The following is a 9,911-nucleotide window of genomic DNA, read 5'->3' as shown; positions in this document are numbered from 1 at the left end:
GTCATCCAGCACATAGGCGATCCGCTCCACCGGATACTCCGGATCCACCGGCAGATACGCACCACCGGCCTTCACCACCGCCAGCAGCGACACCACCAGCTCCACGCCGCGCTCCATCACCACCGCAACCACCGACTCCGGGCCCACACCCCGCCCGATCAGCAACCGCGCCAGCCGGTTCGCCCGCGCATCCAGCTCCGCGTACGACACCTCGACACCCTCGAACACCACCGCCACCGCATCCGGCGTCGCGGCCACCTGCCCGGCGAACAACCCCGGCAACGTCGACTCCTCGACCCCGACCGCCGTGTCGTTCCACTCCTCCAGGAGCAGGCGACGCTCATCCGCGCCCAGCACCCCCACCGCCGCGAACCGCGCCTGCGGAGCCTCCTCCAGGACGGCCGTCAGGTTCGTGACGGCGGCCGGTTCCTCGCCCTTGCCGTCGACGGTCGGCACCACGTAAGCCACCAGGCGCTTGTCGCCCGGCACGTCCTCACGCACCACCACCGCCGCCTGCGCGACCTGCGGGTGCCCGACCACCACCGACTCGACCTCACCCGGCTCGATCCGGAAGCCACGGATCTTCACCTGCGCGTCCGCACGACCCGCGTACTCCAGCTCGCCGTCGGCGTTCCACCGCGCCAGGTCTCCGGTGCGGTACAACCGGCCACCCCCAGGCCCGAACGGATCGGCGACGAACCGCTCGGCCGACAGCCCCGGCCGCGCCACGTACCCACGCGCCAGCCCCGCACCCGCCACATACAGCTCACCAGCCACACCCACCGGCACCGGGCGCAGCGCGGCGTCCAGCACGTAGGCGCGCATGTTGTCCAGCGGGCGCCCGATCGGCAGCGTGCCCTCGCCGTCCACCGCGGTGTGCGTGGCGACGAACGTGGTGGCCTCGGTCGGCCCGTATCCGTTCACCACCACGATGTCCGGGCAGGCCGCCCGCACCCGGGCCACGGCCGCCGGCGACAGCACATCACCACCGGCCCACACCTCACGCACCCCGGCCAGACACCCCGGATCCTGCTCCGCCACCAGGGCGAACAGCCCCGCCGTCAGCCACAGCGCCGTGACCCCGAACGAGGAGACCGCCCCGGCGAGCGAGACCGCCGTGACCTCACCGGCCGGCATCACCACAACCCGGCGCCCGGTCAGCAGCGGGACCCACAGCTCCATCGTCGACGCGTCGAAGGAGTGCGGCGAGTGCAGCAGCACCCGCTCCATCGCCGCGCCCGCGAACCGCCGGTCCCGCGCCAGCGCCGCCACATCCGCATGCGTCACCGCCACCCCCTTGGGGCGACCCGTCGAGCCGGAGGTGTACATCACATACGCCAACTGGCGCGGGTAGCACGGAACATCGACCGGCCCGGCAGTCGACGCGTCGACCGTCAGCACGGTCAGACCCAACTCCTCGGCCTGCTCCCGCAGCCCAGCATCGGTGAGCACCACCTTCGCGCCCGTCTCGGACACGATCGCCTGCCGGTGCGCCAACGGGTACCGGCTGTCCAGCGGCACATAGCAGCCACCCGCCTTCACCACACCCAGCAACGCCACCACCAGATCCGCCGAGCGCTCCATCAGCACCGCGACACCCGACTCCGCGCGCACCCCCTGCTCGACCAGGCGCCGCGCCACCGCATTCGCCCGCGCATCCAACTCCGCATAGGACAGCTGGGCACCCTCGGCCACCACCGCCACCGCATCCGGCGTCGCAGCCACCCGCTCCGCGAACAACCCCGGCAACGTCAGCGACGCCTCCTCGACCTCGACCGCCGTGTCGTTCCAGCCCGTCAGGACGAGCTCGCGCTCCTCCTCGGTCATCAACTCGACATAGGTGATCGGGCGTTCCGGTGCCGCCAGCAGCTCCCGCAGTACCCGGACGAAGCCGTTGCCGATCCGCTCGGCGGTCTGCTCGTCGAACAGGTCGCGGGCGAAGACCAGGCCGGCCGCCAGGCCGGCGGGGGCGCCTGCCGTGCCGAGCTTCTCGGAGAAGGTGAAGTTGAGGTCGAACTTGGCCGGGGCCGTCCGAGCGGCCACCGGCTCGGCGGTGAGGCCCGGGAGGTCCAGCCTGGGCTGGGCGTTGTTCTGCAAGGAGAGCATCACCTGGAAGAGCGGGTGACGGGCCATCGACCGGACCGGCGACAACTCCTCCACCAGCCGCTCGAACGGCACATCCTGATACTCGAACGCGCGCAGGCCGGCCTCCCGCACCCGGCCCAGCAGCTTGACGAAGCTCGGCGCGCCGGACAGGTCGGTGCGCAGCACCAGGGTGTTGACGAAGAAGCCCACCAGGTCGTTGAGGCCCTCGTCCATGCGGCCGGCGACGGCGGTGCCGATCGGAATGTCGGTGCCGGCACCGAACCCGGACAGCAGCACGGCGAGCGCCGCCTGCAGCACCATGAACGGGGTGCAGCCCTCGGCGCGGGCCAGTTCGGTGATCCCCCGGTGGAGTTCAGCGGGCACCTGGAACTCCACGGTGCCGCCGCGGTGGCTGGCGGCGGGCGGGCGGGGCCGGTCGAAGGGCAGCGCGAGCTCCTCGGGCAGCTCGGCCAGCGCCTGCCGCCAGTAGGCGAGTTGCTCGCTGAGCAGACTCTCCGGGTCGTCCTCCTCGCCGAGCAGCTCGCGCTGCCAGAGCGCGTAGTCGGCGTACTGGCCGGGCAGTTCGTCCCAGTCGGGCGCGGTGCCGGCCAGGCGGGCCCGGTAGGCGCGGGAGACGTCCCGGGCGAGCGGGCCCATCGACCAGCCGTCACCGGCGATGTGGTGCACCACCAGCAGCAGTACGTGCTCGGTCTCGCCGCGCGAGAACAGCCAGGCGCGCAGCGGGAGTTCCTCGGCGAGGCGGAAGACGCAGCCGGCGGCGCCGGCCAGTTCGGCGGTAAGCTCCGGCTCGGTCATGGCGCCGGCGTCGACCACGGTCAGCAGCGAGCCTACCGACTCGGCGTCCCGGATGTTCTGCCACGGCTTCCCGGCGACCGCCGGGAACACTGTCCTCAACACCTCGTGGCGGGTCACCACGTCGCGCAGGGCGCCGTCCAGCGCCGCGATGTCGAGGGTGCCGGTCAGCCGCAGGCCCATCGGGATGTTGTAGGTGGCGTTCGGGCCCTCCAGCTCGCTCAGGAACCAGAGCCGCTGCTGGGCGAAGGAAACCGGGATCATCGTTCAGGACTCCTTGTTCGCGCGCATTGCCCGGAACGCGGGCCGTGCCTTCTTGCTCGCCGATTCGAGCCGCTCCGCCACACCGGCGACCGTCGGTGCCTCGAAGAGGGCCTGGATGGGCAGTTCCACGTTGAGTGCTTTCCGGATCCGGCTGGCCAGTCGCACCGCCAGCAGCGAGTGACCGCCCAGGGCGAAGAAGTCGTCGTCCAGCCCGACTCCGGTGACGCCCAGCACCTCCTCGAACGCCTCGCAGAGCTGCTGTTCGCGTGGCGTGGTCGGGGGCCGGTGGGCGACCGCGGAGCCCAGGTCGGGGGCCGGCAGGGCCTTGCGGTCCACCTTGCCGTTGACGGTCAGCGGCAGCGCGTCCATGACCACGACCGCGGCCGGGACCATGTACTGCGGCAACCACTCGGCCGCGAAGGCAGCCACCACGGCAGCCAGTTCCTCGCCCGTACCATCAACGGCCGGCACCACGTAAGCCACCAGGCGCTTGTCGCCCGGCACGTCCTCACGCACCACCACCGCCGCCTGCGCGACCTGCGGGTGCCCGACCACCACCGACTCGACCTCACCCGGCTCGATCCGGAAACCACGGATCTTCACCTGCTCGTCCGCACGCCCCGCGAACACCAGCTCGCCGTCGGCGGTCCACCGCGCCCGGTCACCCGTGCGGTAGAACCGCTCGCCCGGCGCACCGAACGGGTTCGCCACGAACCGCTCCCCGGTCAGCCCCGCACGGCCCAGGTAGCCGCGGGCAAGCCCCGCGCCCGCAACGTACAACTCGCCTGCCACACCGACCGGTACGGGCTGCAGAGACTCGTCCAGCACGTACACCTGGGTGTTGACCACCGGCGTGCCGATCGCCACCACCGACGACGCCGGATCGCACTGCCACAACGTGGCGTCCACCGTCGTCTCCGTCGGGCCGTAGGAGTTGAACATCCTGCGACCCTCGGCCCAGCGCGCCATCACCTCCGGCGGACATGCCTCACCCGCCGTCACCACCACCACGTCACGGTCCACCGAACCCGCGTCCAGCGTCGCCAGCACCGCCGGCGGCAGCGTCACGTGCGTCACCCGCTGCTCCGCCAGGAACACCGGCAACGCCTCACCCAGCCGCCGGTCCTGCGGAATGACCACCAACGCGGCGCCCGTCAGCAACGCCATGAACCACTCCCAGCCGAAGGTGTCGAAGCCCGCCGAGGCGAACTGCCCCACCCGCGAGCCGGCACCGACCCCCAACCACCGCACATGGCCCGCCACCTGGTGCGCCACACCCGCATGCGACACCAGCACACCCTTCGGGCGCCCCGTCGACCCCGAGGTGTAGATCACATACGCCGGATGCGCCGCAAGCAGCGGCAGCCGGCGCTCCGCATCCGTCACCGCCTCACCCGACAGCCCGGCCAGCTCCGCGACCGTCGCGGCATCGTCCAGTACCGCCACCGGCACCGACCCCGCCAGCAACCCGGCCGTAGCCCGGCTCACGACAGCCGGCTCCGAAGCGGCGTCCCGCACCATGTACGCGATCCGCTCCGCCGGATACGCCGGATCCACCGGCATGTACGCGCCGCCCGCCTTCGCCACCGCGAGCAAGGAGACCATCAGGTCCACACCGCGCTCCAGGCAGACCGCGACCACCGACTCCGGGCCCACACCCCGGCCGATCAACAGCCGCGCCAGCCGGTTCGCCCGCGCGTCCAGCTCCGCGTACGACACCTCGACACCGTCGGCCACCACGGCCACCGCATCCGGAGCCAGCCCCACCCGCTCCTCGAACAATCCCGGCAAGGTCGACGACGCCACCTCGAGCGCCGAGTCGTTCCACTCCTCCGTCACCAGGCGACGCTCGGCCTCACCCAGCACCCCCACCACCGACAACCGCGTCTGCGGCGCCTCCTCCAGCGCGGCCGTCAGGTTCGTGACGGCGGCCTGCAGCAGCGCACAGATCCGCTCCGCATCGGCCGGTGCCATTGCCTTGGCGGTCAGGAAGAAGCCGCTCCCCATGTCGTCGACGGCCACGCTCACGGGGTAGTTGGTGGGGTCGCTCGCGGTCAGCACCCTGACGCCCTCGAGGCCGGGGCCACTGCCCTGGGCAACGGCCTCGCTGTGCCGGTAGTTGAAGATCGAGGTGAACAGCGGGCTTCCGGCCGTCACCCCGCTCGCCTTCTGCGCCAGCGAGAGCGGCGCGTGCTCGTGCACCAGCAGCTCGGCCAGCTGGCCGCGCATGCCGTCCAGCGCCTCACCCGCACTCTGCGTGTCCAACCGCACCCGCACCGGCAGGGTGTTCATGAACAGACCCGGCACCCGGTCCGAACCCGCGCCCGCGTTCATCCGGCCGAACAGCACCGTACCGAACACCACGTCGTCACGGCCCGACAGCGATGCCAGCACCCGCGCCCACGCCAGGTGGAACACCGTCGCCGCAGTCACGCCGTGCCGCCGCGCCACCTCACGGACCCGGCCGGCCACCTCGGCGTCGAGGGGCACCTGGCAGTGCATCGCGCCGGTGCCGTCACCGTGCACGTCCAGCAACCCGAACGGCGCCGTCGTCTCGGTGACGTCGCCGAGCAGCTCGGTGAAGTACCGCTCGTGCTCCTCCTGCGGGACGCCCAGGCGGGCCTGGGCGACGAAGTCGCGGAACGGCAACGGCTCCGGCAACGTGTCGGCACGGCCGGACACGAAGGCCTGAAGCTCCTCGAGCATCACGTCCCGTGAGGTGTGGTCCCCCACCAGGTGGTGCATGCGCAGCAGTGCCAGCCAGCGGTCACCGCCGGGCTCCGCCGCGATGTGGACCGTTATCAGGGGCGCCCGGGTCAGATCCATCCACGATCCGCCGATGGCTGCCAACTGTTCCATCGGGTCGGGGCCCTGCGGGTCCAGCACGACCTCCTGGACCGGCAGCTCCACCTTGCGCAGCACCACCTGCACCGGCTCGGCCAGGCCCTCCCACACGAACGCGGTGCGGTAGACGTCATGCCGGTCGATCACCGCCCGCAGCGCGTCCAGGAACGCGTCCACCCGCTCCCGCGAGTCGAATCCCAGCACCGCCGGCCGCATGTAGACGTCCGCCTCGGCGCCCTGATCCGCCATCAGGTGGTGGAAGAGCATGCCCTCCTGCAGCGGCGCCAGCGGGTAGACGTCGGCCACATTGGCCGCCCCGCCCTCGACCTCCGCCACGATCCGCTCGATCTCCGCCTCGGTGAGCTCCACCAGCGGCAGCATCTCCGGCGTGATCTCGACGGCACCCTCGGGAATCAGGTTCGGCGGCACCACCACCTGGACCGGCCCGGCGGCGCCGGCCAGCTCGGCCGGCGTGGGGTTGCGCAGCAGGGTGCGGATGGAGATCGACACCCCCCGGACCCGCAGGTACTCCACCAGCGACACCGCCAGCAGTGAGTGACCCCCCAGGGCGAAGAAGTTGTCCTCCACGCCGACGCTCTCCAGCCCCAGGGCGTGGGCGAACGCCTGGCACAGGATCTCCTCCTGCACCGTGGCCGGACCACGGCTCACCCGGACGTCCTCGTCCGCGGTGCCGGAGTCGCCCGGAGCGGGCAGGGCCGCGAGATCCAGCTCCCCGTCCGAGGTCAGCGGCAGCGTGTCCAGCACCACCACGGCGGGCACCAGCTGCTCCGCCAGGCGGTCGTCGGCGAACTGCCGCACCGCGTCCGCCACCGCTGCGTGATCAGCGCCGGAGTCGGCGGGTACGACATAGGCGACCAGGCTCCCGCTGCCTCCCGTCCGGGATGCCTGGCCGTCGTCCGCACCGTGCTCGCGCTCGATGACCGCCAGCTGGGCCACGCCGGGCTGCGTGGCCAGCACGGTCTGCACCTGACGCGCGGTCCGCCCGCGGGTCAGGATCCGCTCCCGCTCGTCCTCACCCAGCACGGCCACCGCCGCAAGCCGGGTCCGCGGCTCGGCCGTGACCGTCGCGAGGACGCGAACCAGCCAGACCGCGATCCGCTCGGCCGTGTCCGCGTCGAACAGGTCGGCTGCCGCAACCATGACACCACGCAGGCCCGCCGGAGCGCCCTGGGCGTCGAAGGTCTCCCCGAGCGACATGCTCAGGTCGAACTTCGCCACCCCCGTTCCGGCGATGTGCCGGCCGACCCGCACCCCCGGCAGCTCCAGCTCGGACCGGCCGGCGGCCGCGGCGGTGTTCTGCAGGGTGAGCATGACCTGGAACAGCGAGTGGCGGGCCGTCGACCGGTTCGGCGACAGCTCCTCCACCAGCTTCTCGAACGGCACGTCCTGGTTCTCGTACGCGCGCAGGCCCGTCTCCCGGACCCGCTCGACCACCTCACCGAAGGTCGGGTCACCGGACAGGTCGGTCCGGATCACCAAGGTGTTGACGAAGAACCCGATCAGCTCGTTGAGCGCCTCGTCGGTGCGCCCGGCGATCGCGGAACCGATCGGGATGTCCGTGCCCGCACCGATCCGGTTCAGGGTGACCGCCAGCGCCGCCTGCAGCACCATGAACAGGGTCGCCCCCTGCTCCCGGGCCACCGACAGCAGGCCCTCGTGCAGCCCTGCGGGGATGTCCAGCCCCACGGTGTGACCGCGGTGGGTGGGTGTCGCGGGCCGCGCCAGGTCGGTGGGCAGGACGAGCTCCTCCGGGACCCCGGCCAACGCCTCCCGCCAGTACGCCACCTGCCCGGACAGCACACTGTCCGGATCCTGCTCGTCGCCGAGCAACTCCCGCTGCCACAGGGCGTAGTCCGCGTACTGCACCGGCAACGGCTCCCACACCGGCGCCGCACCGCCCAGCCGTGCCGCATACGCGACCGACAGATCCCGTGCCAACGGCGCCGTCGACCAACCGTCACCCGCCACGTGATGGATCAACAGCACCAGCACGTGCTCGGCCTCGCCGAGCGCGAACAGCGTCGCCCGAATCGGGATCTCCGCTATCAGGTCGAACGCATACCCGACCGCCTCCGCCACCGCCGCATCCAGCTCCTGCGGCGCCACCTCGACCACCGACAGCCCGAAGCCGCACTCCTCCGGCGACAGCACCCGCTGGAACGGCTCACCGTCCGCCACCGGCAGGACGGTGCGCAGCACCTCGTGCCGCCCGATCACGTCCCGCAGCGCCTCAGCCAGGGCCCCGCGGTCCAACTCCCCGCTCAGCCGGAGCGCCAGCGGGATGTTGTAGGTCGCGCTCGGCCCCTCCAACTGCCCCAGGAACCACAGCCGGCGCTGCGCGAACGACAGCGGCACCCGCTCCGGACGCACCATCGGCACCAACGCGGCCCGGCCCGCGCCGGCCTCACCCATCCACGCCGCGATCGCGGCCGGCGTCGGACGCTCGTACAGCATCCGCAGGGGCAGCTCCACGCCCAGCACCGCGCGCACCCGGATGATCAGCCGCATCGCCAGCAGCGAATGACCACCCAGCGCGAAGAAGTCGTCCTCCACGCCGACCCGGTCGAGTCCGAGCACCTGCGCGAACGCCTGGCACAGCAGCTCCTCCTGCACCGTCACCGGACCCCGGCCCCCACCCGTCAGCTCGGTGTAGTCCGGTTCGGGCAGGGCCTTGCGATCCACCTTGCCGTTCGCCGTCAGCGGGAACTCCTCCAGCACCACCACGGCCGACGGAACCATGTACTCCGGCAGGCTCCGGGCGAGGTGGGCCCGCAGGTCCGCCGCATCCACCCGCGCCCCGGCCCGGGGCACGACGTACCCGGCCAGCCGCTGATCCCCCGCACCGTCCCCGGTGACCGTCACCGCCGCCTGCGCCACCAGCTCGTGACGCTCCAGCACAGCCTCGATCTCACCCAGCTCGATCCGGTAGCCACGCACCTTGACCTGGGTGTCGACCCGGCCCAGGCACTCCAGCATCCCGTCCTCGCGCCAACGGGCCAGGTCACCCGTCCGGTACATCCTCCCCCAGCCTTCGGCCGGGGGGACCCCCATGCCGCTGCCGAACGGGCACGCCACGAACCGCTCGGCACTCAACCCGGGCCGGCCCAGGTACCCACGAGCCAACTGCGCACCCGCCAGATACAGCTCGCCCACCACACCCGCCGGAACCGGCTGCAGGAACCCGTCCAACACGTAGGCACGCATGTTGGCGAACGGACGCCCGATGGTCACCGGACCCTCACCGACCTCGGCCGAGGTCGCCCAGACCGTGGCCTCCGTCGGACCGTACAGGTTCACCGCCCACAGGCCGAGCTCCCGCATCCGGCCCGCCAGCTCCTCGGACAACGCCTCACCGCCGACCAGCACCCGCACCCCGCGCGGCCAACCGGCCTCGGCGGACAGCAGAGTCCGCCACAACGACGGAACAGCCTGAACGGCAGTCACCCCACCCGCGTCGACCAACTCCCGCAACGCCGCCGCATCACGCACCGTCTCCCGCTCGGCAAGCACCACGGCCGCCCCGGACACCAACGGCAGGAACAACTCCAGCGCCGCGATGTCGAAGGACACCGTCGTCACCGCCAGCAGACGGTCGCCGGCCCCCAGCGGAACCCGCTGCCCGGCCGCCCGCAGATGGTTCACCAACGCCTGGTGCGTGACCACGACCCCCTTGGGACGCCCGGTCGAACCCGACGTGTGAATCACATACACCGGATGGGCCGGAAGCAACGGCACCACCAGCTCGGCATCCGTCAGCCGCACCCCCTCGAAGCCCGAGCACTCGGCACGCAGCTCGGCGGAGTCCAGCACCAGCACCGGCCCGCCGACCGAGTCCGGCAGCACCCGGGCACACCGCTCCGTCGTCAGGACACACACCGGCGCCG

Annotated in this window: 1 protein-coding gene and 1 pseudogene; both read right to left on the bottom strand. The window is 72.0% G+C overall.

Annotated features, from left to right (window positions below):
• Nucleotides 1-3,162 (bottom strand): non-ribosomal peptide synthetase (locus ACZ3UD_RS37240; RefSeq protein ID WP_465598405.1); only part of this gene is annotated, 3,162 nt, incomplete at its 3' end.
• Between the two features lie 78 nt (nucleotides 3,163-3,240).
• Nucleotides 3,241-9,843: pseudogene (locus ACZ3UD_RS37235) on the bottom strand (amino acid adenylation domain-containing protein); the annotation flags it as partial.
• Nucleotides 9,844-9,911: the final 68 nt, after the last annotated feature.

The sequence above is a fragment of the Kitasatospora sp. NPDC023118 genome (assembly GCF_055560875.1).
Note: the sequence above shows the minus strand (reverse complement) of the source record. Positions and strands in the feature narration are given on the sequence as shown.